The organism is Mucilaginibacter gossypii (assembly GCF_017569325.2).
GTDB lineage: Bacteria > Bacteroidota > Bacteroidia > Sphingobacteriales > Sphingobacteriaceae > Mucilaginibacter > Mucilaginibacter gossypii.
The window spans coordinates 1,910,446-1,933,765 of record NZ_CP071878.2; the positions used below are offsets into that span (position 1 = coordinate 1,910,446).

Genomic DNA, 23,320 nt, shown 5'->3' on the forward strand with positions numbered 1-23,320 from the left:
CATGAGAAATGTTACTCCAATTGCCCGGAAATCAGGAAGAGAAGCTGATGGTCAATATAAATTCAATGACCTAAGAAATACCGGTGCCTCGCAGGTAGAAATATTCTTAAATGAGAAACGTGATAATCTTTGTAGGATTGATTTTGTTATTGACGCGTCCAAAACCATGTCTAACCATTCATTATTAAGTTTTTCTTATTCAACCGGAAAGCCGGTCCGTTCTGGAAATGTCCCGGATTATGAAATTTATTTTATGAAGGATTTTCTTGACAGCGGAACTTTAGCATTATCTGAACAATTGGGCTTGTTCAGATCTCAATTACCAATAATGTTTATAGTTAATAAAGAATGGAAATGGCGAATTAATGAAATTTTTGAAAGTATTAATAATGTGGCCTCCAAAGCCGACTTATACCAAAATGAATTGATCAGAATTCATATTCGCGAACTCATCCTTTTCACCCGCCGGCTTAAATTGATTAATACTAATCAACTTAATCTACGGGTACGCTCAAATTAATTTAAAAATGAATAAGGGCTGAGAAATAAGTCTTTCTAATTTTAGAATCGCAAATGGATAAGAGAATGTATGCTATTAGACGACAATTGTTACGCAGGCTGTTCTTGCCAGAAGATGTTTTAAATCCTATAAACTTTCCGGTTCGATCAAAATCGGCTTTGATATTTCATAACGACCTCACTCATCAAATAGAGCAGCAAATCGTTTAAGGTCATCGATGAATTGGTTCGTCTGGCTGACGGGTTTGAGTACATCTGATAGATGTAGTAGGCTGTAAGCTCATAACTTACAGCCTTTCTTTTTTTCTTACCTATTATTTTACATACAGTTTTTGGTATAATGTTTAAAGTATTCCCGGTTAACCTTGTCGCCATAAAGGGTGTTTATCGGGAAGTTTTAAACCACTAAAATCATCGCAAGTATAGCTTCAACAATACACACACTTGAGACTGAGTAGCAATTATCCCACTTAATCAGTGAACAGTGTAAAAATTCCAAATTATTTAACCTTTAGAGTCAATGACAATAAAGGCAGAATGGTCTCATACGGCCATAGGTTTACAATCGTAAACTTTTTTCAGGATGAGACCTTTTAGTAAACCCATTTCGGACGGGACGGTAAAATAAACGGATAAATCAGGCCTGGCAGAGAAGCCGGACTTTTGTTTAGCTGCTTATTGTACAATCCGCTCCATTACCATACACACACAGGATTTTATGATACTCATTAATGTTTTGGTTGGCGAGCCTAGCGGAATTGAGAGAGAGGGTGTTTGAATGGATTGCAAGAGAGCAATAAGCTGGATCATTACATAGTCGAGGGGATTTAGATATGTTATAAATCTGCGCTTTTAATTAGAGATATAAAAAGAAAGAAAACCTTGTGGCTGTGAAAAATTCGATTAAATTTGTTGAACAGAAACAGCCACTTAATACCTTGTCACATGCCAATAAAAAAGCCACCGTTATTCATAGTCAGCGTTCAAAACGCTTAATTAGATTCTGCCAATTTTTCCGTTCCCTAAATTCTTATCTCTCATGTTACCAATAAAACCATTCAAATTTTTAGTGTCATTACTGTGCGCATTTGTAATTGCAATAAATATAAAAGCGCAAACAACCGGGCCCACCTTGGCTAAAGTAATTCCCCCTTCGCCAAATATGCAGGCCTTTCAAAAATATGGTAATATCCCGGTTAGTCCTTATACAGGCATCCCGAATATATCTATTCCGTTATATGATGTTAAGTTTCGTGATATTACGGTGCCCATTTCATTAAGTTATCACGCATCGGGCATTAAAGTATCCGAAGAAGCCAGCCAGGTAGGTTTAGGATGGGTGATCAATACCGGGGGCTCAATATCACGTAATATAATAGGCGATGACGATTTTTATGGTTCTGTGTACTTTAACAGTGCTCAAAATAATGTAATGGATTTTGCAGACGGCCAGGGGCCCAGGGATCTTCTTGGCCGTGGCTGTACATTAAATATGTTTAATAAATCTATCGCCAATAGCCCCACACTTTATACATATGATATTTACGATTATCTCCACGAAAACTCGCCGGTCGATTTTCAGCCGGATCAGTATTTTTATAATTTCCTGGATAAAAGCGGCAAGTTTATAGTTAAACGAAACCGGCAGGCAATATTACAAAAGCAGGAAAGAATTCAGATTATTAATACGGGTACTGATGGCAGCAGTTGGCAAATTAAATCAGCCGATGGTTATACGTTTGATTTTAACGCCGCCGAAAGCTATCATTCACTTGAAGATCATTATTCGGCCTGGTACCTTACAAAAATCACCTCGCCTACAGGCAATACGGTTACATTCAATTATACTACCGTTCCGCGATATGTAACTTCGGTAGGCGGATACTCAGAGTTACTGGATTATCAGGATTTGCCGGTGCCTTATGGCGGAGGTGCCGATGGAAACAGGCTTTACTCGGCACATAACACCGGCTGGCAAAAAGGTTCAATCCCCGGCAAGGACTATACCCTTGCTGTTCTTGACAATATCGATTTTAATACCGGCATAGTAAAGTTTAATTATTCGGACAGGCTGGACATTTCAGGCGATAAAAAGTTGGATAGCCTCACTGTATTTATGAAGGATAAAAACGGTGCCTTAAGCAGCCAGCCATTAAAAACCATTGCTTTAAGCTATAGCTATTTTGATAACGGTAACACGGATAATGATGCAGGAAACGGAAATTCGCCAAGGCTTAAACTACTCAGCGTTCAGCAAAAGGGCTCATACAACAACGTAAACACTGCCGAAAAGCCCTATCTTTTTACCTATAATGAAAACATCTGGATGCCATCGAAAGGCTCGTTTGCCAGGGATCATTGGGGATATTATAATGGTAAGCTGGACAATACATCGCTTATTCCGAGCGTAATGTCGGTAAGTTCGCCCAATCTGATAACGAGGGCGCTTGGTGTGCCGGGGCCCGAACGCGAACCAAACTCCTCCTATGTTAACGCCTACTCCCTGTTGAAAATTCAATATCCAACAGGTGGCTCAACCGAGTTTCAGTATGAAAGCAATGATTTTGATGAACAGCAATCGCAGGTAAATGATGCAAGCTACTTCAGTAAAACTTATACTGTTGTTCAGCAAACAACAACGATTAATTACGATAACCAAAACACAACGCCTTTTTTTCCTTCGGATACCCTCGATCTTTCTAATGAATACATTTTCACCGAGAATCCTTTGACACAAAACGCCACGTACGTTAATTTTAATGTTGCTTTCCGCTTTTCGGATTATAATTATTGTTCAACACATCCGTATCCGTTTCCGGTAACCGATGTTATGACTTTTGATATTTACGATGTAACCGGCACTAATCTTATAATGCATAAGGATGCCTCCTACTTTCCGGTGTGCTCGGGCGGGAGCACCGAGGGGTGTACCGTTTGTGGAGGCCCTGTGTTAAGTTATAACTCCAGTAACCTTTTACTGCCGCCTGGCAAGTACAAATTAAAGGTTCACGTTGATCCTTCTTATGCATCCTCGTTACAGGATATCCACTTCAACTTTACTTATTATACCCAGGTGGGTACGGCCACACTCTATGGCAACGCCAATGCGCTTACCTTTTCCACAGGTGGAGGGCAAAGAATTGCCAGGATAATTGATCACGAAGCAGATGGTAGTCCCAATGTAAATGTTAAAAAATTTGTTTACCACTATTTTGCGGATAAAAACAATAGCGGGCAGCAAAAAGAATACAGCTACGGCCGCAGGATGTCGCACCCGGTGTATAATTATTTTGTGATAAACGATGTACTTGGCCGTGTTGTACTTTCGCAGGGTTCTATCGACAGGCAGTTTGTGGCACCACGCCTTATGCGGAGTGCCGATAGCGACATACCTTTAAACGGCTCGGCGGCCGGCGCGGTGGTAGGTTATGATCGTGTAACCGTTTTGTATGGCGAAAACGGCGAAAATGGTAAAACCGAATATCAATATGTTAACCAGCCCGATCATGTATCAGATTATTCCTCTCCGCTTAGTGAATATGGTTTACCGCTTCAGCCACCGTATGCCTCCAACGTTCCGGAGTTGCTGAATGGCTCAGTGTTGGTGCAAAAAGATTATATCAATAAAGCAGGTCAATTTCAGATTGCCAAAAGCGTAACCAACACGTACGAAAATGCCCTAACGAATGATAATGTGGTTTACGGCATGGAAGTGCGAAAACGCCCATATGAACTTGCAGAAAATGGCTCCTATACCAGCGACATGCCGACCGATATATGCGAATCGGGCAGTATGATGAGCTATTTTAACCTTGTATCGAAGTTTTTGCCTCTGAGAACTACCACAGAGCGGGATTACACCCAAAATGACACCACCAAATATTCGGAAGTAAACACCAGTTACTATTATGATAATTACCTCCACTATCAGCCTACCCGGGTGGTAACAATCAACAGTAAAGGCGAGCAGATTATTACCCAGAACAAGTACCCGCTTGATTATACCATAACCGGTACACCTGCAAACCCAACTGCCCAGGGTATAAAAAATTTAATTGATAAAAACCTGGTTGGCACTGTGGTTGAAAAGATTACAAAAAAGGCGGATGCCAATGGGGCAAACGAAAAAACGCTTAGTGCGGTTTACACTTCATATAAGCCAACGCTGCCTTTACCCGATGTGATACAGGCAACCAACACAGTGCAGCCGCTTGGCGATTTTACGCCATCAAGTATAACAGCCTCATCGGCAGCTATCGATACGCGGTATAAACAATATGTGTTGTTTGATCAGTACGATAACTATGGGCATATCGTTCAGCAGCATATGCTTAATGGAGCTTTAAATTCGTATATATGGGATTATAATTCAACATCGCCCATAGCTCAGGTAATTAATGCAGGTGTAACCGATATTGCCTATGCCGGTTTTGAATGGGATGGCACCGGCGGGTGGATCACCGGTTCAACACTACGCGACAATACATCGGCGTTTTCGGGGCGTGTATCCTATAACCTATCTAATGGATCTGTTACCAAAAGTGGTTTAACGGCAGCAAACACCTATGTGGTATCGTACTGGACAAAGAACCCAGCTGCACTAACAATCACAGGAACAATTACCGGCTACCCAATAAAAGGAACAACAATCAATGGCTGGACATATTATGAACATCAGGTAACAGGGCAAACTACTATAACCGTGTCGGGATCAGGAAACATAGATGAATTGCGGCTATATCCAAAAGGTGCTCAAATGACCACTTACACTTATTCGCCATTAATTGGTGTCACAGGTTCGATAGATCCGAAGAACAATGCCTCGTACTACGAATATGACGGCCTCGGACGTTTGCAAAACATCAAGGATAAAGACGGTAATATCGTTAAACATTTTGATTATCATTATCAGGGACAATAAAACATTACAAATCAGAGACATGAAAAAATTAACCTTAATCACGATTTTATTCGTTTGCATATCTAACTATCTTTTTGCGCAATGGACAACCAGCGGCACCAATATATATACAAATAATGCAGGCAGTGTAGTTATCGGGGCGACAGCCCCAACAGTAGTCAATGCTTCAGCAGCTTTATTTCCATCTGTCACGTCCAAATTCAATGTAGTAACGGGGACCGGACCGGCGACCTTTGCTGATCTGGTTGTTCTGAACCATCCTGGCGTGAACGCAGATGCTGTTCAGCGGCAGATCGGCCTTGTTTTCAAATTATCAAGCGAAAGCACTACGGGCGAATCTGACAAAATGGGTGGGATGCTATTGGAAAGCAGTAATGTATATGCCAATCTTCCTTCTTTAAGCTTGCTTACTGCTAACACCCGCAGACTTACAATTGACGCATCTGGAAATGTTGGTATTGGAACAATTACCCCGCAATCTAAACTTACTGTAAACGGCGTCATATCTGCTGATAATTTTGGCTTCATCTCTGCCCAGAGAGCGGCCGCGAATAATTATACTAATCTGTTTTTAGGCGGGGCCATTAAGGATAATAACAACGGTACTTTTACTGTAATGGGTGATGGCGAGTCCAATTATTTTGCTGCGATTAGAATGGACAATAATGGCGGTAATATCGGTGCAATTAATTTCTACAGCGCCCCTTCAACTGCAGGGACAAACTATTCGATCAATAACGCTACGTTAACGAGCTATTTACGGATGACGCTGGTGAACGGCAACCTGGGAATCGGTATCTCTAATCCAACAAACAAGCTGGATGTCAACGGAACTGCGCACGCAAAGTCTGTAAAAATTGATCTGGACGGTTGGTCAGATTATGTATTCCAAAAGGATTATCAGTTACCGTCTTTAACCGACGTAAAATCTTACATCGACCAAAACCGGCATTTACCCGAGATTCCGTCGGAAAACGAAATGATCAAAAACGGTCTGGATGTAAGCGAAATGAACAAACTTTTGATGAAGAAAGTGGAGGAACTGACCTTGTACGCGATAGAGAATGAGCAGAAGGATAAGGAAAAAGACAAGTTGCTTACCTCGCTTCAGGAACAGATCAACGAGTTAAAGCAACAACTCAAGCCCGCGTCAGGGAAAGCAAAAAAATAACTGAACCTATATCACACCTAAACACTTGAAGCATGAAAAGAAATGCTCATCACAGAAACCGTTTTACGGTTTCCTTACTTATATCGCTGCTTATGGGCAGTATGCGTTTGGCAGCGCAAACCTATTTAGCGCCTCCGGCAACATTAACAACAGCACCGGCAGCGGGTTCATATTATAACTATACGGGGATCACGCTGAACCCAAACTTCAGTTTTACGGCAGCAGCTGGTAGCAGCCTGAACCTGTATATTGCCAATCCTGACTGCCAGCTGCTAACAAACAGTTTTAGCCAGAACCAGAACTATATTATTACCAGTACGCCGCGTACGGCGATGAGCTCGTTCAGCACGAGCGGTAAAACGGCCTGTGACCTGATGCAAACAGTACAATACTTTGACGGGTTGGGCAGGCCACTGCAAACGGTACAGGTAAAAGGGTCGACAGCGGGTAAAGATATGGTCCAGCCATTTGCGTATGACCAGTTCGGACGGGAAGTACAAAAGTACCTGCCTTACGCGGCACAGGGCGCAGCAGACGGGAGCTATAAAAGCACTGCGGTGAGCGACCAGAACGCATTTTATACCGCCCCGCCGTCAGGCTCGGGCGTTTCAGCGATTGCAAGCCCTTTTTCGCTGACAAATTTTGAACCTTCGCCACTGAACCGGGTGCTGGAACAGGGAGCTCCCGGTGCCGTTTGGCAGCCGGTAGCGGGTAGTTCGGCCGGGCATACCAATAAAATAGAATACACCACCAATAATATCACGGCGCTAACAGATGTAAACAACAGCTACCTGGCAGCCTTGTACACAGTAGCGATTAATGGCGACCAAAGCCGGACGCTAAACCGGGTAAGCGGGGCTAACTATCCAGCGGGGCAGTTGTATGTAACGATCAGCAAAGATGAGAACTGGGTAAGCGGTAAACCGGGCACCACAGAAGAATATAAGGATAAAGAAGGGCACGTAATACTAAAACGGACGTTTAACCTGGTGGGCACAACGGTACAGGTATTATCAACCTATTATGTGTACGACGATTTGGGGAACCTGGCTTTTGTACTGCCTCCTAACAGCAATGCCGATGCGGGTATCACCAGCGCTGCCAATCAAACTACGCTGGATAATTTATGTTACCAGTACCGCTACGACGAGCGAAACAGGATGACCGAAAAGAAACTGCCGGGCAAAGGATGGGAGTTCATGGTGTACAATAAATTAGACCAGGTGATTTTTAGTCAGGATGCTAACCAGCGTACCCAAACGCCCCAGGTATGGACATATACTCAATACGACGCGCTGGGCAGGGTTGCGATCACAGGTTTATGGAGCTCAACAGGAGCTTCGGGAAGTAACGGCGACACGAATCTGAGTACGCCGGACCATACGCTGAAGAACTGGCTGATTAGCTGGGCTGCAGCTCAAAGCACCTTATGGTTAAGCCGGGATAACACTACCTCAACAGGTTACAGCGCCATCAACCCTCAGGGAACGGTGCTAACGGTTAACTATTATGATGATTACAATAACCTGGGAAGTTTACCGGGTTACCCGACCAATTTTACCGTATCGGGGAACAGCCAAATGACCACAGGATTAATAACAGCCAGTAAGACAGCGGTGCTGAACAACCCCTCAGATTATTTGTGGACAGTACATTACTATGACGATAAAGGCAGGGAAACACAGCTGTTTAAACAGCACTATTTAGGCGGCACGGTAAGCCAGTATAATTATGACCAGATCACCAATACGTATAATAACATTACCAGCGAACTGACGACCAGTAAGCGTGAACATTATGTCAAAAACACAACCAATACGGATAAGGTAAAATCGGTAACGATACTGAACACCTATGCTTATGACCACATGGGGCGCAAGGTGCAGACCAAGGAGCAAATCAACAGTGGTGCGAACATATTGTTGAGCCAGACAGATTATAACGAGATTGGCCAGGTGCAAACCAAACACCTGCACGGAGCAACAGGAACAGCACCGTTTATGCAGAATATCGCGTATGCCTATAATGAACGTGGATGGTTAAAGAGCAGTACTTCACCCTTGTTTACCATGCAATTAACCTATAATAATGGTAATACCGCTCCGTTTAATGGCAATATCAGTAACCAAACCTGGCAAATCCAGGGCGGCGCAAGCAAAAGTTATAATTATACCTATGACGCGCTGAACAGGCTGACTGCAGGGATCTACAGTCCTACTACCGAGAACTATAATGAACAGGGCATTGATTATGATTTGGCAGGGAATATCCAGCACCTTACCCGTCAAAGCTCAGCCTACACTTATAATTATACAGGCAACCAGCTGCAGTCGGTAAGCGGGCTGACCACGGGTACATATCAATACGACCCGAATGGCAACGTCAAATTTGATGCCCGTAATCAGAAGAATATCGCGTATAACCTGCTGAACCTGCCGCAGAGTGTAACCGCAACTGGTTTTAACCTGAGCTATACCTACGATGCGGCAGGTAAAAAGCTCCGTAAAAACAACGGGGCAACTATAACGGATTATATTGAGGGCATTCAATACGAAAACGGTAACATCATTTTTATCCAAACCGAAGAAGGCCGGGCGATCAATAGCGGGGGGAATTATATTTATGAATACACCCTGACAGATCATTTGGGCAACAATCGTTTAAGCTTTGATCAAAACTCGGCTACAGTGATCAGGCAGCAGGATGATTATTATCCGTTTGGTATGGAAATATCGAGGGGCACTACAGCAAGCCCTAAGAATGAGTATCTTTACAATAAGAAGGAGCTGCAGGAAGAATTGGGGCAGTATGATTATGGTGCAAGGTTTTACGATCCTGTGATTGGGAGATGGGGAAGTGTTGATCCTTTGGCAGAGAAAATGAGGAGATACTCGCCTTATAACTATGGATTTGATAATCCAATAAAATTTATTGATCCTGACGGCATGAGCCCCGAAAAAATAAAAGCTCCTAAAAAAGATCAGCAGGCTCGAATACTCGGTTACATAAACTTAAGATCGAAAACTCAATATGAGTTTAAAGATAACTATCTCCAAGTTGATAAAAAGGCTAAGGACAATGTCCATGGATCCACAAAATACTCTGATAAGCTTAACAAGGCTATCAATAACTCTAAAACAATTCAAATAGAAATAGGAGATACATTTAAAGGAAAAAACAACGAATCAAAATCTGTTGACCTTGATGCGGGCGGTGGGGTGACATCAACACCGGCGCAATCAGCTGTCGGACCAGCGATTGATCAACGCTTAAGAATAGCAGGCGATCCTGTTATAACGATATCTGGTAATTCCAATAATAGTATGTTGAATCAGGGTAAGATTGTTCCTGATGATCCGTCGCTGATCCTAATGCATGAAATTGTAGGTCATGCTCTTCCAATAATTCTACGATCAACCGGGGGGAATGCCGTTGATAATGAAAACGAGATTAGGAAAGATTTAAATATACCTACAAGGTCATTTGATCCTACACATAAGGAAAGTAATTTTGGTCAATAATTTTAATATATATACGTATGAAATACTTATTGCTCTTCAGTTTCTTTCTTTGCACTGCTATTTGCTCATGTAGTTTCCAAGCAGAAAAAAAGAAAGCTAAGCAATCTGGCGTGTTATTATTTTGTCTTAAGGATAATGATACTATTTATGTAAAGATTACAAACAATACAGATAGCATTATTTATGTCCCGCCAAAATATACTCCGGATTTTACGAATAATGATGACACTCTTCATTTTGAAACAGTTAATAAAGCTAAGTATAGCATTACTCGCTACTACCGATACAAGAACGTGTTGCCTTTTGAATTTCACACAACACGGGAAATAAAAGGCATCAGCGCGGACTCTGTTGAAGAACATAGATCGCCGGTAACCTTTTATAATCAGTTTCGTGTTCAACCTATGCATGATATAAAACCAGGAGCATCTTATATAGAAAAGATTGAATTTAATGTTCCTAAATATGTAAACGTTTTACAAGTAGTGTATTATAGCCGACCTTTTTTAAATAGTTATCAGAAATATATTCTATATTCATATAAGGATTTTATGGCTTTTGACAGCTTATATGCTAGCTATGTAAATACTTCCATTTTGATTAGATATCGTTAACTATTTGGTACAAGACGAAAGAGGATAAAGAAGACTTTCACTGTTCGAAGGTGTGCTGTGAATCCCTGCTACCGCAAGCGTTTTTCGCTGCCGCAAGCCTTTGGCTTGTGGCCCGTTTGCAAAGTATTGCAAATCCCGGATGTTGATTTCATCCGGGATTTTGTTGTAAATAGGTAAGCCAATATTCTATTATGGTTATGATAATCCGAACCGGCTACACCCGACAGAATCGCATTCCCATTCAGGCGCGGGTATGCAGCGGTGGGATTGTGGGCTGGATACCCGTGACTTTTAAGATTGCCTCATAATCCAGCCACTGAACTGACAACATCTTGTCAGTGTTCAATTTTTTAAAAACGGGTGTTCAGCTTTTGAAAATATAATATTGCAATTAATTGATTATCAATGGAATTTTGTTCAAATTAAGATTTAATACATTTGAGGCTAAACTTAAGTTGTTGATTATCAGCAATGATAATTTAATGGAAAATACAAAGTGTTCACACTTTCAAAAATTGAACACTCACGAATTGAACAGTCATGCTTATAACCTTGAACGATCAACGCAAGCTACTAATACCAGCTCAAGCACCGGTCGTGAAACCGGCTTGCTAAAAAAGCCGGTGACATAGCTGTAGTAAGCACCTGCTCACGGTCTGTTGGATCGATTGATGGAGAAAATACGTAGAGTAGTGGTTTAACTGGTAATGCCGGGTACAGATCCTTAAAGCCTTCAAAGAAATCCCAGCCGTCAAACCTGGGCATCCTGATGTCCAGAAAAATAACATCCAGGCAATCCACCGGATGTTCTCTCATCCGGGATTTTGTTTTAAACGAATGCGTAATCCATGAAGATGCGTTCGCTTTTAACAAATAAGGGAAACTTTTACTGAAAGCTATTACTCATCTGGAACATCGGCAGGTACATGGCTATGAGGATCACACCTACGATCAAGCCTAAAAAAATGATGATCAGAGGTTCCATCATGCTGCTGATCGTAGAGGTTTTATATTCCACTTCGTCAATATACTGTTCTGAGATCTTGGCAAAGAAATAATCCAGCTGGTTGGTTTCTTCCCCGACTTTCAACAACTGGATCATTTTAGCGGGGTAGATCTTGAACTGCTGCAAGCTTTGGTGCAGGGATTTGCCTTTCATGATGTCGTCTTCCACTTTTTGCAGGGAGGACTCGATAGGATAGTAACCGATCATTTGCCGGCTCAATGCAATGGCCCTCAACAAGGGCAAACGGGCGTTGATCAGCAGGCGCATCGAATTGCAAAAACGGGCCAGGTAGATCTTTTGAACGATATTGCCGGCAAGCGGGAGGCGCAGCACCAAAGCGGAAATAAACTGCCGGTAACGCTCTGTTTTACGGCTGTACCAGGTTAAGCCTGCAATGATCGCTATCACCATCACAAAACCATAAAAGTTATTTTCCATAGCCTGCGAGATATTGATGATCTTTTCCGTGATCCAGGGCAGCTGGCCCCCAAAACGTTTAAATACATCGCCAAACATCGGTACTACGAATTTCAGCATAAAAAATACCGCGCCTAACGAAGTGCTTAATACCACACATGGGTAAGTGAGTGCAGAAACGATTTTCCGGCGTTGTTTGATCTTGTTCTGATAGAATTTTGCCAGGTCGCCGAGCACTTCGGTGAGTTTGCCGGTCTCTTCACCAATCTGCAAACTATACACTTCATAAAGCGAAAATTTGCCGGTTTGCTCCAGCGCCTGTGAAAAGGGCATTCCCTTCAATACAGCTTCCTGTATGGTGCTGAACAACTGCTTATCCTTTTCTTTTTCCTGGTCGGCAGTGATGAGCTCAAAGCTGCTTTTGAGGTTAATACCCGCCAGCAACAGGGAGCTGAGTTCCAGGTATAAGGCTTCTTTCTTTTTATCACTCAGTTCCTTACTGCCGAAACTGATGTCTTTATTGAGCAAAGCCGACAGGCTGCTTTCGCTGCTCTGCCTGGGTGGTTTTGGCGCTTTTTTAGGTTCGTACCTGCTCAGGTCAATGGATGGCATCAGTTTATAGGCTGGAATAGGTTAACGGAACTATATGTTTTATGGTAATGATACGGAATTTTCTGCCTTTCCGCCAATAATACGATTTGCAGGTCATCGATTTTCTTTTCCTCCCCCCCGGCCGGATTGCCTTCAACAGGAACAGATTCAAATGAGGTGATGAAACTTTCAGTGCTTACTTTAAACGTATCTGCAAGCAGCTTTTGGCGGATTACCCGGTCGGCCTGGAAACGGTAAATAACGGTATCTATATGGCTGCTCATGGTCACGGTATTGCTATCCCTGTATATCATTTCAGCCTTATCGATATCCCGGTTCAGGCGTTGGTCAAGCGAGGCGAGCATGTCAGTGTTATTATTACGGTCAACAAAAGAGAGGTATGAATGGCTGATGATGGCGTAAGCACTGTACATCAGGCCGATCACAATGGCCGAAATGAGCATGGCGACAGTAAGTTCCATGATCGTAAAAGCCGGGAGCTTGTTTTTATTCCTCATGGTTCATGATCACTTTTTTTAGCCGGGCTACCTGCTCATGATTACGATCAAAAGCGGTCAGTGTAATGACCGATAGTCCGGGCTCGTTTTCAAATGGTGTTATTTCCTGTTTGATAGTCATATCGTCGACGGTGATTGTTTGATTGGTATGATCTTTTGTCAGCTCGGCCTGAAGCAACGTGTGCTGTAATATGGCCTGCGCCTTCAGTTTTTTTGCAGAAAGCGATAAGCGGTTTACATTGGTAAAGATCATCATAGCGATACCGAACACCACAATGATGATGATCATCGAGATGATCACTTCCAGTATGGTAGAGCCCTTGACGCTATGCCTGTTTCTCAGTTTGCTTCCAGCCATTGTAAGATTTTTTTTGGTCTCCCGGCCACGGGCGTAAGATCACTGCTCAGGTAATAGGGAGAAAGCGCCCGTGAATCCAGATTGACATTGATCAGGTAATTTTCGTACCTGGTGAATTCACTCTGGTATAAAAAACGTTTGGTGAATACACTGCCGTCTATTGTTGTTCCGGCCCGTAGGTTTAAGATCCCCATGGAATAAACCTGGCCTAGTACCCTGGCCTTTTTGCCCAGTGAAATAACCGGCGGCAGTTGTTTATCGTCTTTCTGGTAACTAAAAATCAAACCTTCACAATCAGCCCGGTCCCCGATAGTTAATTTAGCCGGGAGCCCCACTGTGTTACCTGTAGTAAAGCGAAGTACGCCGAGACAGGACGGGTAAATGAATTTGCAATCTCGTTCTACACTAATAGAATCCGTGGCAAAGAGCTGGCAGTTGCCCCGAAAACCACTCTTGATGACTATACCCCTGGCAAACACCAGTACATTGTTCAGACGGGCAGTGCTGTCAATGATCAGGGTGGTATCTGAATATAAAATAATGTTGCCTTTGAGGTTAACATGGCTTATGGTCTTTGCCGTTTTGCCAAAGCTGTAACTGAGCGTTGGTTTCAGAAAAGACCGGGCAATGCTGTCTACACCCACAGGAAGATTGTTCATGGCCGGAGAAACCGACAATTGCTTTTGCAGTTGCCCCAGCCTGGTCATCGAAAGCGGCGGCAGCTTTCTTTCGCTGTCAAAGGTTTTGCCGTTAACAATATGCTGATCTCCGGTATAAGCCTGGTTGTCCACGTAGGCCGTCCTGATGCCTGCCTTGGGAATAAAAGCGTTCCCCCGAATAACCGTATTCCCGCTGACGGAAACGGGACGGTCCTCATCAATAAGGTATAGCACTCCCCATTTGGCTGAATCGATTTGGCTTGCTAATGAGAAAACCTTATAAAGCGTATCCCTCTTAATAAATGCGCTTGCAGCGCACACGTCGAAAGTTCCCCAATCTGTTTTTTTTAAAGTTACCGAATCCGCATCGTCATTGAAAAGGCTGAACGTATGCCCGTCCTTGTAAATACTATCCTTACTATGAATTAAAATAGTGATACCGGAGTTCAGGTTGTTCCGCAACTGGTCGGTGCGGAACTTTGCCTGATACTGGAATTTATACAGGTATGCCGCTACGATAAGCGCGGAACAGATCACGCCAATAACTAAAGTGATCACAATAACCATATACAGCGCGGAGGCTTTGAGCATGTCAGGGTGTTTTGGGTTGCGGAGTTCCGGCTGTTTTCTTTTTGAAAATGTTGATCCGTTTCAGGAAACTGCTGTTTTTCGCCGGTACTATTTTGCCATCCTTGTACAGGATGGTTTTAACCGAATCGGTGCCGGTATGATACGTGATCTTGCCGTCCAGTAAATCATGATCATACTTCCCGGACTGCGTTTCTTTGCCGTATGCATCATAGTAAGCGAATTTGCCTGTTTTTACACCTTCATACCAGGTAATCATGCTGCCAAGCTTACCGCCTTCATTCCAGGTTTTCCAAACACCATCTTTAAGGCCGCCCTTAAATCCTCCCTGCATGATCAAATGATGGTTCCTGTCGGATTCTTCGTAACTGCCGTTGAGCAGTTTACCGCTGAAGCCGCCTTGCTGTTCATGGATGATGTTACTGCCAAACCAGTAATATAAGAGCCCCGGCCTTGTAAAAACCGTACCTGAAACCGGGTTTACCTGGGCACGGATGATTCTCGCTGAATCGCTGATATGAATATTATAAAGCCCGTAATCCGGCATTTGGGCCATAACGCCACGGGATAACAGAATGAAAATGAAAAGTAATAGTTTCTTCATGGCGTTGCTGGCTTAAGGGGGATAAACTTGATTTTGCCCTGGTAGTTGATCCTGATCGAATCCCGCAGGTTTTTGATGAGTTTCAGGCTGCCGCTCGATTCGCCTTCGCTCATCATCAACTCGGTTCCGTTGAGGTGCACCATGGCCACGAGTTTTTTGGAATCAGGGTTCCTGACATAGCCCACATACCGGATAAAATCCCAGTTCATGGGAGGTACAGCCGGATGTAGTCCTGTCTGCGCCGGCCCTGAAGAACTACGCTTATGGCTAGTGGTATCTTTAGCAGCTACCATGTCGAATGGATCCCGGTAGTTCAGCAGTAAGTGCGTGGTGTCAGGTGGAATGGCATAGTCATTATAGGCCTCTTTTTTTACCGGGCCGGGTATTGCCGGCTCATCGGGTTCATTATCACCCATCGCTCCGAATACACGGTACAGGATCAGGCCCCAGACGATCAGTACGGCGGCGCCAAGCAGGTATGTGAATTTTTTATTCTTCATAATGCCTGTTATTGCAGTACAAAACTTTGCAGCGCGGAGGGAGCACTTTCATTGCCGGCTGCATCAAGCGCGGTAACCCGCCAGTAGATCCTTTCCCCGGATGAGCCCAGGGTAAAGCTGTAAGTGTTGGTATTCAGTAAAGCAGGAAACGCTGTGCTGTACAAAGTAGTCGAGTCTGCCTTGTATACGTATAGTTTATAGTTGGATGCCGGGGCCGATTTAGTCCATTGCAGGCTGACCGGTTTGCTGACTACCGCATTGTTTTGCGGTGAGGAAAGCGTTACGCCGGCAGGGGCGGTAGCATCGAAGCTGATATTATTAACAACAGACCATTTTGATTGTTCCGTAGCGTTCTCTGCCCGCACCCGCCATTGATAAGTCTGGTCTTTCGGAAATTTGTAAGTATACTGCTGACCCGGGATGGTCAGGTCAACGAGGATGTGGCTGGCATCGGCAAAATTATTGGTATCCGCCTGGATGTGGTAGTTCACAGCACTGAACAATGAAGCCCATTTAAAAGTTACGCTGCTTTGATTAGTGACGGTATTGTTGGCAGGAGAACCAAGGATCACCGTTTGGGCCGTAAGTGAAGAAGGAATGACAGTAAGGTGGTTGGGCGTACTGAATTCCGTTTGGGAGCTGCCGTTCTCTGCCCTTACCCGCCATTGATATTCTCCGGGATCAAGCGTTAACGTAAAGCGGTTCCCTTTAACCAAGGTATCAGCAACCAGACCGCCAATGGTGTCAAAGCCCGGTGTCACAACCTGCAGGCGATAGGAGAGCGCATCTTCCACTTCATCCCACCAAAAATTAATATTATAGTTCGTGCTCTGATATTTATCTGAAGGTGCCTTGAGCGATACCAGCCGCTTGCTGATGTTCGGCTCGATAAAATCCTTGCAGGCCGATAGGGAAAACATCAGCATGGCAAACAAGGCCAACAGGATCTGTGCGGGTTTAAGTTTCATTTCGACTAAATTAAAAATAATTCATGAAAAGACTTGCAATGTTTTTTAACGCAGGGTTTGGAGGCTGTCTGTGCAGGTGTAACTGATGGAGAGTTCATGCGGGTGTAATTTGTTTGTAATGAATAATTTGCTTTGATTTTAATACATAATAAATAAACTTTAATCAGCTGAATTTCAAATATTATTAAATGAGCATATTTGCATCAACATAAATATTTGTTAGCTTAGTGCTGAAATTTGATAATGAAGTTGCCTAAATTGAAATCACCAAAGCGCCTTGTTGCGTACACACTTACCGAGATCCTCGTGGTTTTGGTGATCATCGGGATATTGGTTTTACTGGTATTACCCAACCTCCTTCCTTTAATTACGAAGGCCAAAAGTACAGAGGCTAAATTACAGCTCAATCATTTACAGGTATTAGAAAAAAACTATTTCTACGAGCATTCCAAATATTCCAGGGACCTGGCCGAGCTGGGTTTTATCCAGGAAAAACTGAGTACGGAGGGAAAGGATGCCAAAGCTAATTACCGGATCGAGATCACCAACGCCTCTAACACCGGCTTTACAGCCAAAGCTACTGCTGTCGTTGATTTTAATGGTAACGGCACTTTTAATGTTTGGGAAATTGACCAGGACAAGAACCTGAAAGAAGTAACCCCGGATTGAGGTGTCGCTGGTTTTAAAATTAATCATCCTGACGGTGCTTGGCGCTTTGGCAGTGCAGGATTTTAAGAGCCGGTCGGTATATTGGTTTTGGTTCCCTTTGTTAGTGGCTGCTTTTGCTGGTATGCACTGGTTCAGGTTTCGTCAATTGGAAGATTACTGGGAACCTGTTACTTTCAATCTTCTTTTTGTCTGTTTGCAACTCGCTGTACTGACTGTATATTTTTCGCTTAAAAATCGGCGGATCGTCAATATTACTCAGCAGCTTCTGGGCTGGGGAGATATTCTGTTCTTTTTAGCTACCGCTTTTTATTTGTCAGTATTAAGCTTCGTGTTTTTTTATGTGGCAAGTTTGATTGTGGTATTGTTTTGCTGGTTGTTGTGGCAGCTCGTTTGGGCAAAAGGTGGAGCCCACATCCCCCTTGCGGGGTTTCAATCTGTTTTATTGATTCTGTTTTTGATGGCCGACTGGTGGTATTTTCACTTCGATGTGACAGATGATAACTGGTTGCGTCATATCCTTTTATTATGAGAAGCGGGGAAGAGATTTTATTGTTAACTGAAAATATCCATTTGTTGAGCAAGGAGCAGGCCTGGCATTACCGTGTTCTTCCGAAGAACGGTACAGCCCTCCGAATGGAATTGTATTGTGAAGCAGGAGCAGAAGATGATAGCCTCGCTGCCGAACTGGAGGTACTGTTGGGTAAAGAGGTGTTGCTGGAGCCGCTAGAGGCCGGTATGATCGCCAGGTTACTTTCCAAGTATTACCTGCGGGATAACGCAGTAGAGGGCGCTTCCCAACTGCAATTGAGCAACCATGCGGATAATTTTCTCGAAAACCTGATCGCCGAAGCGAAGAATCTGAAGAGCAGCGATATTCATATTGAACGGTATGAGCATAAATGCCGGGTAAGGATCCGGATTGACGGCATGATGGTAGAGCGTTACCTGCTAAAAAATGATGATTACCCGGCACTGATCAACAAAATCAAGATCTACGCGAATCTGGACATTGCCGAAAAGCGGCTTCCACAGGATGGCAGGATCAACTTTAAAAGTGGTGATAGCCAGTTTGATATCCGTGTTTCCGTTTTGCCAACTTTATATGGTGAAAAGGTGGTGTTGAGGTTGTTAAACAATGATGCGACAGATATCGATCTGAACAGCCTTGGTTTTTCGGGTTTTGACCTGGAAAATTACCTGCAGGGTGTAAGGCGCCCCAATGGTATCCTGCTGATCAGCGGGCCTACAGGTTCAGGGAAGACAACCACGCTGTATGCGACGTTAAAGTTATTGAATAAAGAAACCCGGAATATCCTGACCATTGAGGATCCGGTGGAATATACGCTGGAGGGGATTAACCAGGTACAGTTGAAAGAATCAATTGGGCTGGGTTTTGCTGCTGCGCTCCGGACCTTCCTCCGGCAGGACCCGGATGTGATCATGGTCGGCGAGATCAGGGACCCGGAGACCGCCAATATGGCGATCAGGGCGGCACTGACCGGTCACCTGGTATTGTCAACTATCCATACCAATTCAGCCTGGGGAACGGTGTCGCGCCTGATCGATATGGGAATCCCGCCTTTTTTGGTGGCGAATACGCTCTCTACGACAGCGGCGCAACGTTTGATCAGGCTATTGTGCCCGCATTGCAAAACGCTGCATGATTTTGACAATTCGATGTATCCGCGCCAATACCGGCCTTCACGTGATGTAGCACATCATTACAAGCCTCATGGCTGTGAACAGTGTTACTATACCGGGTATAAAGGCAGGAAAGCGATTTATGAAGTAATCCCGATCGACCTTGACCTGGCTGAAGAGATTAAGAGAGGAAATGCTAATATCCACCGGCTATTGACGGACCGCGGTATCCATACATTGGCAGAAAATGCATTTCAGGTATTCAGCGAGGGACATACTTCAATTGATGAGATTTACCCGCTGTTATTTAATTATTAAGGAGATATGGGGAAAAGATTTTTACTTTTTTTATTTTTTATCATTGCTGCCGGTTGCCTGAGCCCAACTATTGCGCAGGAAACGGAGCGGATCCAGGGTATCCATCAGAAACTGGACGACCTGGCCGGCAAGGTGCCTGGTCTGAGTCAGCGTGTGCAACTGAGGGTTAGCGGTGTATCGATCCGGGAATACCTGAATTCACTGGCTCGTGCCAATGAATTGAATATCAGCGTTGACCCGGCGCTGACGGTAATCGTTTACGATACATTTAACAATGCGACAGCAGCCAATATTCTCATGTTGCTGGCGCAAAAGTATAACCTGGATATTTCGGTAGTGGGAACGATTATTTACGTGACCCCCTTTCAGGACCCCAATCGTTTTGTAAAGCCGCCGGTAAAGGATATCAACGCTAAGTATAACAAGACTGATAACACTTTATCGCTTGAATTACAGAATGACAGTCTGCCCGCGGTAGCCAAAAAGATCAGCCAGGTCTCCGGCAAAAACGTGATCGTGCCGGGCTCATTACAGGGTAAGCTGGTTACGGCCTTTATTGCCGGCGCGCCGTTTGAAGGAGCGTTGGAAAAGCTGGCCTACACTAATGAATTAAAAATGGTCAAGACTGCAGATGGCTTTTACCTTTTTCAACCGCTCGGGGAGAACGAGGAACTATATGTCAATGGCGATAGAAATACGTCGGTCCGTAAAAATTTCCGGCCGGCTGGCGCTGCTGCCGGGGGCGCGACAGGTTTGTACGTGAGAATAGTAAACGGGCAAAAGCTGATCTCCGCTGATGCGGTCAACGCGCCGATTAACGACATGGTTAAACAGGCCTCGCAGGAAACGGGCAAAAGCTATTCGATCTACTCGGAGATCAAAGGAAATATTACGCTGCATGTAACGGACGTAAGTTATGATACTTTCCTCAACCTCCTGTTTAAAAGTACGGAGTACACTTTCCATGCCGAAGGAGGGATCTATATTATCGGTGACCGCAAACAGGAGGGTTTAAGGTCTTACCGGGCGATCCACCTGCAGAACCGCGCGATCGATACGGTGATGATGATGATCCCGTCTGACTGGAAACGAGGCCTGGAGATCAAAGAATTTCGTGAACAGAACACCCTGCTGGTATCGGGGTCGGACGCTCAAATCAACGAGGTAGAAGCTTTTGTCAAGCAGCTGGATGTTTTGGTGCCAAGCGTGTTGGTTGAGGTGACATTGATCGATATTCATAAATCCAATACCATATCCACCGGGATCTCTGCGGGTGTTTCCGATAGTGTGAAAACAGGGGGAACAGTACTTTCCGGCCTGGACTATACGTTTGGGGCCAAATCGATCAACAGCTTCCTGAGCAGCCTGAGTAAAAACAGCTCTATCAACCTGGGCCGGGTGACCCCCAATTTTTATATCAGCCTGAAAGCGCTGGAGGAAAGCAATAATGTCGATGTCCGTTCAGTACCCAAGCTGGTCGCCCTGAACGGGCATACTGCTAAAATGAGCATCGGCAGTAAAAGATATTATAAAAATACAACCCAGAATGTGATCACAACAACGGCGACGCAATCCATCTTTTCCAATGTGTATGAGGCGGTGAATGCCGACCTGTCGATCGGGATCAAACCGCTCGTGTCGGGCAATGATGAGGTTACGCTTGGCATCAGCGTCAATATTTCTGACTTCACCTCTATTCCAACAGATGGCTCACCGCCGCCCCAGTCGATCAGCAAGTTCGAGACCAGCTTGCGGGTACATAGTGAAGACACCATTGTACTGGGCGGCATTGAAAGGACGGAGAGTGATGAAAGCGGCTCGGGTATTCCTATTCTGTCGAGGATTCCGGTATTAAAATGGATCTTCAGCAGCAGGACTAAAACCAAATCAAAAGTAGTAAGCGTATTATTTATTAAATCGACCATTATCAGATAGGTATATGGCAGTGTTGGATCGCTTTTACGGAATTAAGGAGGCAGCGGGACTGGGTATTGTTATTAGCAAAGATGGCAGCGCGACAGTTAATTGCTGTCAGCTATCACTGGAGGGTAAAAATCTTTCCTTTGAAAACAAACTTACCGGGCTAAGCTTGCCGGAAATAAAAAAACAGGTTAAGGCGGGTATACCTCTCAGTGTTAATATCTCGGGCAGGGGAGTGCTGTATAAACAACTGGAGAGGATAGAGGACATTACCCCTTCGAACTTCTCCTCCGTATTGCCTAACGCATCCATAGATGATTTTTATGTACAGCATTTTCCTTCCGGCGGGCATTCTTTTGTGTCCGTGATCCGCAAAACAGAGGCCGACAAATGGTTGGAAGCTATTTCGGAGCAGGGGCTTTCCCCGCTTATGCTGAGCCTTGGGCCTTTTCCAATAGCACATATCCTGCCGCAATTGAATATCTATGATGAAGAAATCTTATTTGCAGGTATAAAAATTGCAAGATCGGCAGACAAAAACTGGGAAAAGGTCAGTTTTCATGAAGAATTCCAGGCACCCTATACCATTAAAGTAGAAAGCGAAGTATTAGACCAACAACTGCTGCTGCCATATGCGGCGGCTTTTCAGTTGCTGCTGTCGGGTAAACTTGACGCAGTTAAGGCAGATATACCCGTCCTGGGATCGGCATTTGACGGACTGATCAATGACAGAAAATTCAAGGTAAACGGGATGGCCATTCTGCTGGTTTTCTTCGTTTTGCTGCTGGGCAATTTTGTGTGGCTTTCAGGGCTGAATGCTGAAAATACCAGGCTTGCAGCCGAAGTAAGCAGCTCGGCCAGGACAAGTACAGATCAACAAGCCTTGAATGACGAAATCAGGCAGAAAGAATCGTTGTTAAAAGAACTCGGCTGGGATGGCGGGATTAATAAAAGCAGTTTAATTGATCAGGCGGCGGCAATGATGCCACCCGAGATTACGTTGAAAGAGATCAGCATCAATCCGGTCGATGCCGCTGCTGACCATGGATTTGGTGGAATAAAATTCCGGGAACGGAAGATATTGATCCGCGGGGAGTCGGCGCAGATCATACCGGTCAATGAATGGGCAGCCCGGCTGAAATCAAAGAAATGGGCAAAAAACGTGGAGCTGGAAAGCTACAACTTCAACAATGAACTGAATACAGGTATATTCACGATAATGCTAACCTATTGATATGCTGAAATACTGGCCTTTTAAGAAAGTTTATCTGCTGGTGCTGGGGACAGTTTTGCTGGCTGCTGCGGGCTATGGCCTGGCCTTCAAGCATACGCTGCAAGCCAGAAGCCTGAACAAACAACTCAGGGAGCAACTCACACAACAAAACAATGCAACTGAGCAACCCGGGTATACAGACCGGAAAAAAGCTAACCTGGACAGGATCATCAGTCTGTACCGTGCAGATACGCTGACGTACAGGAGCAGCGCGATCAATGCCATCGCCTTCCTGGCAGAAAAAAATAATGTCAAATTTGTGAGCGCACCCTTACAGGATAAAAACTATCATACGGAAAAATATATCCTTCAAAAACTGACCTTTTCCGGCGATTATTTTTCATTGCTGAAATTGCTGAACCAGTTACAGCAAGCAAACGGCACGGGTAGGATCCGTTCCTGTTCGCTTCGGGCGCCAACAAGGAACGAGGGAACCTCCGACAGCAGGATGATATTACTGGAAGTGCTTTTTGAAGTTATCATAAAGTAGGTTACTATTTACGTAAAGCCTAATAATTTATTTTACAAATGATTTTTGATTCGT

19 protein-coding genes are annotated in these 23,320 nt (G+C 44.2%); 11 read left to right on the plus strand and 8 right to left on the minus strand.

Features of this window, described 5'->3' with window-relative positions:
- The first annotated feature begins 1 nt into the window (after nt 1).
- From J3L18_RS08070 to J3L18_RS08090, 5 genes are all read left to right on the plus strand, one after another.
- Nucleotides 2–520 (plus strand): hypothetical protein, encoded by a 519-nt coding sequence (locus J3L18_RS08070; RefSeq protein ID WP_129570092.1) that lies wholly within the window; start codon nt 2–4, stop codon nt 518–520.
- Nucleotides 521–1,651: 1,131 nt separating this feature from the next.
- Complete coding sequence (locus J3L18_RS08075; RefSeq protein ID WP_189549283.1) at nt 1,652–5,440, plus strand: RHS repeat domain-containing protein; 3,789 nt, start codon at nt 1,652–1,654, stop codon at nt 5,438–5,440.
- Nucleotides 5,441–5,459: 19 nt separating this feature from the next.
- Nucleotides 5,460–6,611 carry an autotransporter outer membrane beta-barrel domain-containing protein gene (locus J3L18_RS08080; protein ID WP_129570094.1) on the plus strand — a complete coding sequence of 384 codons (1,152 nt, stop codon included), beginning with the start codon at nt 5,460–5,462 and terminating at the stop codon, nt 6,609–6,611.
- A 32-nt stretch (nt 6,612–6,643) separates the two neighbouring features.
- Complete coding sequence (locus J3L18_RS08085) at nt 6,644–10,132, plus strand: DUF6443 domain-containing protein (protein ID WP_129570095.1); 3,489 nt, start codon at nt 6,644–6,646, stop codon at nt 10,130–10,132.
- Between the two features lie 17 nt (nt 10,133–10,149).
- Nucleotides 10,150–10,746, plus strand: coding sequence for a hypothetical protein (locus J3L18_RS08090; protein WP_129570096.1), 597 nt, complete (start codon nt 10,150–10,152; stop codon nt 10,744–10,746).
- 573 nt (nt 10,747–11,319) lie between these two features.
- Here the strand turns inward: J3L18_RS08090 and J3L18_RS08095 are convergent.
- From J3L18_RS08095 to J3L18_RS08130, 8 genes are all read right to left on the minus strand, one after another.
- Entirely contained in the window at nt 11,320–11,562 is a 243-nt protein-coding gene (locus J3L18_RS08095) for a response regulator (protein WP_129570097.1), read from the minus strand.
- A 70-nt stretch (nt 11,563–11,632) separates the two neighbouring features.
- Nucleotides 11,633–12,781, minus strand: coding sequence for a type II secretion system F family protein (locus J3L18_RS08100; protein ID WP_129570098.1), 1,149 nt, complete (start codon nt 12,779–12,781; stop codon nt 11,633–11,635).
- The gene (locus J3L18_RS08105) at nt 12,781–13,242 is read right to left on the minus strand and encodes a hypothetical protein (protein WP_129570099.1); all 462 of its coding nucleotides are present in this window, start codon (nt 13,240–13,242) and stop codon (nt 12,781–12,783) included. The genes J3L18_RS08100 and J3L18_RS08105 overlap by 1 nt, the downstream gene beginning before the upstream one ends.
- 25 nt (nt 13,243–13,267) lie before the next feature.
- Entirely contained in the window at nt 13,268–13,636 is a 369-nt protein-coding gene (locus J3L18_RS08110) for a hypothetical protein (RefSeq protein ID WP_129570100.1), read from the minus strand.
- A complete protein-coding gene (locus J3L18_RS08115; RefSeq protein WP_129570101.1) occupies nt 13,618–14,886 on the minus strand; it encodes a hypothetical protein in 1,269 nt (422 codons plus the stop codon). The genes J3L18_RS08110 and J3L18_RS08115 overlap by 19 nt, the downstream gene beginning before the upstream one ends.
- A 1-nt stretch (nt 14,887) precedes the next feature.
- Nucleotides 14,888–15,487 (minus strand): toxin-antitoxin system YwqK family antitoxin, encoded by a 600-nt coding sequence (locus J3L18_RS08120; RefSeq protein WP_129570102.1) that lies wholly within the window; start codon nt 15,485–15,487, stop codon nt 14,888–14,890.
- Entirely contained in the window at nt 15,484–15,987 is a 504-nt protein-coding gene (locus J3L18_RS08125) for a hypothetical protein (RefSeq protein ID WP_129570103.1), read from the minus strand. Before J3L18_RS08125 ends, J3L18_RS08120 begins: the two co-directional genes overlap by 4 nt.
- An 8-nt stretch (nt 15,988–15,995) precedes the next feature.
- On the minus strand, nt 15,996–16,955 hold the full coding sequence (locus J3L18_RS08130; RefSeq protein WP_129570104.1) for a fibronectin type III domain-containing protein: 960 nt from the start codon (nt 16,953–16,955) through the stop codon (nt 15,996–15,998).
- 243 nt (nt 16,956–17,198) lie between these two features.
- Here J3L18_RS08130 and J3L18_RS08135 point away from each other — a divergent pair, with 243 nt between their 5' ends.
- Genes J3L18_RS08135 through J3L18_RS08160 form a run of 6 tightly spaced genes read left to right on the plus strand, consistent with a single transcriptional unit; the run spans nt 17,199 to nt 23,266 of the window.
- Nucleotides 17,199–17,624 carry a type IV pilin protein gene (locus J3L18_RS08135; RefSeq protein WP_129570105.1) on the plus strand — a complete coding sequence of 142 codons (426 nt, stop codon included), beginning with the start codon at nt 17,199–17,201 and terminating at the stop codon, nt 17,622–17,624.
- Nucleotide 17,625: 1 nt separating this feature from the next.
- Entirely contained in the window at nt 17,626–18,153 is a 528-nt protein-coding gene (locus tag J3L18_RS08140; RefSeq protein ID WP_129570106.1) for a hypothetical protein, read from the plus strand.
- Complete coding sequence (locus J3L18_RS08145; RefSeq protein ID WP_129570107.1) at nt 18,150–19,583, plus strand: GspE/PulE family protein; 1,434 nt, start codon at nt 18,150–18,152, stop codon at nt 19,581–19,583. Before J3L18_RS08140 ends, J3L18_RS08145 begins: the two co-directional genes overlap by 4 nt.
- 6 nt (nt 19,584–19,589) lie before the next feature.
- A complete protein-coding gene (locus J3L18_RS08150) occupies nt 19,590–21,518 on the plus strand; it encodes a type II secretion system protein GspD (protein WP_223266194.1) in 1,929 nt (642 codons plus the stop codon).
- A gap of 4 nt (nt 21,519–21,522) precedes the next feature.
- Nucleotides 21,523–22,737: a hypothetical protein gene (locus J3L18_RS08155; RefSeq protein ID WP_129570108.1), complete on the plus strand. Its 1,215-nt coding sequence runs from the start codon at nt 21,523–21,525 to the stop codon at nt 22,735–22,737.
- Nucleotide 22,738: 1 nt separating this feature from the next.
- Entirely contained in the window at nt 22,739–23,266 is a 528-nt protein-coding gene (locus J3L18_RS08160) for a hypothetical protein (RefSeq protein WP_129570109.1), read from the plus strand.
- The last annotated feature ends 54 nt before the right edge of the window (nt 23,267–23,320 follow it).

Coding starts and splice junctions, on each gene's coding strand:
- J3L18_RS08095 (WP_129570097.1), bottom strand. CDS start 11,562: ATGAGAGAACATCCGGTGGATTGCCTGGATGTTATTTTTCTGGACATC.
- J3L18_RS08090 (WP_129570096.1), top strand. CDS start 10,150: ATGAAATACTTATTGCTCTTCAGTTTCTTTCTTTGCACTGCTATTTGC.
- J3L18_RS08160 (WP_129570109.1), top strand. CDS start 22,739: ATGCTGAAATACTGGCCTTTTAAGAAAGTTTATCTGCTGGTGCTGGGG.
- J3L18_RS08070 (WP_129570092.1), top strand. CDS start 2: ATGAGAAATGTTACTCCAATTGCCCGGAAATCAGGAAGAGAAGCTGAT.
- J3L18_RS08085 (WP_129570095.1), top strand. CDS start 6,644: ATGAAAAGAAATGCTCATCACAGAAACCGTTTTACGGTTTCCTTACTT.
- J3L18_RS08100 (WP_129570098.1), bottom strand. CDS start 12,781: ATGCCATCCATTGACCTGAGCAGGTACGAACCTAAAAAAGCGCCAAAA.
- J3L18_RS08115 (WP_129570101.1), bottom strand. CDS start 14,886: ATGCTCAAAGCCTCCGCGCTGTATATGGTTATTGTGATCACTTTAGTT.
- J3L18_RS08155 (WP_129570108.1), top strand. CDS start 21,523: ATGGCAGTGTTGGATCGCTTTTACGGAATTAAGGAGGCAGCGGGACTG.
- J3L18_RS08080 (WP_129570094.1), top strand. CDS start 5,460: ATGAAAAAATTAACCTTAATCACGATTTTATTCGTTTGCATATCTAAC.
- J3L18_RS08120 (WP_129570102.1), bottom strand. CDS start 15,487: ATGAAGAAACTATTACTTTTCATTTTCATTCTGTTATCCCGTGGCGTT.
- J3L18_RS08130 (WP_129570104.1), bottom strand. CDS start 16,955: ATGAAACTTAAACCCGCACAGATCCTGTTGGCCTTGTTTGCCATGCTG.
- J3L18_RS08150 (WP_223266194.1), top strand. CDS start 19,590: ATGGGGAAAAGATTTTTACTTTTTTTATTTTTTATCATTGCTGCCGGT.
- J3L18_RS08145 (WP_129570107.1), top strand. CDS start 18,150: ATGAGAAGCGGGGAAGAGATTTTATTGTTAACTGAAAATATCCATTTG.
- J3L18_RS08125 (WP_129570103.1), bottom strand. CDS start 15,987: ATGAAGAATAAAAAATTCACATACCTGCTTGGCGCCGCCGTACTGATC.
- J3L18_RS08135 (WP_129570105.1), top strand. CDS start 17,199: ATGAAGTTGCCTAAATTGAAATCACCAAAGCGCCTTGTTGCGTACACA.
- J3L18_RS08105 (WP_129570099.1), bottom strand. CDS start 13,242: ATGGAACTTACTGTCGCCATGCTCATTTCGGCCATTGTGATCGGCCTG.
- J3L18_RS08110 (WP_129570100.1), bottom strand. CDS start 13,636: ATGGCTGGAAGCAAACTGAGAAACAGGCATAGCGTCAAGGGCTCTACC.